The sequence below is a fragment of the Shewanella sp. NIFS-20-20 genome (assembly GCF_019209865.1).
In the GTDB taxonomy this organism is placed as follows: domain Bacteria; phylum Pseudomonadota; class Gammaproteobacteria; order Enterobacterales; family Shewanellaceae; genus Shewanella.
The window spans coordinates 1-591 of the sequence record NZ_JAHUTT010000138.1; the positions used below are offsets into that span (position 1 = coordinate 1).

Sequence of the window (591 nt, forward strand, 5' to 3'; positions counted from 1 at the left end):
GTACCATAGACAACCAAACCGGCGTTAACACTGAAACCCTCTATCATCAGGTCTTTCCACAGGTGGGGATGCCGCTGGCAACCCGACAGAGCTATCAGGGTGAGGTGCTGCACTCGGCCATCAATGAGTATGTTTTCAGTAAAGACGGTGACGGTATTTACCACAAGACTGCCGAAACCGTGTCAGAGCGCTCGTCTCAGTATGGCTTTGATGGAGTTATGCGGGAGCTTATCGGAACGGAGACCACCTCCGAGCTGGATGACTGGGGTAATGTCACGCGCACGGTCACTGATATCACCAACTTAAGCAATGGCCAGCTTGAGTCACGGGTGGAAACCCTCAGTCAATATCAGGGCGCCGGCGGTGGTGAGGCCAAGGGCCGACTGAGCGGCACTACCGTCACCAAGTCCCGCTTTGGTCAGCGCGAGCCTGCAAGCGATATAGAGACCAGCAGTCGCTTCAGCTACTACCCCAATGGGCTGTTACACACTTCAACTGTGTCCCCCAATGACAATCGCTACAAGCTGGCTACCACCAAGACCTATGATGCCTTTGGCAACACCCTGACCGAAAGTGTCACTGGCGGCATAG

1 protein-coding gene is annotated in these 591 nt (G+C 54.8%); it reads left to right on the plus strand.

Annotated elements, in window-relative coordinates; translation table 11 throughout:
• A partial coding sequence (locus KU855_RS19160) for a hypothetical protein (RefSeq protein ID WP_218532824.1) occupies positions 1 to 591 on the plus strand: 591 nt, incomplete at both ends.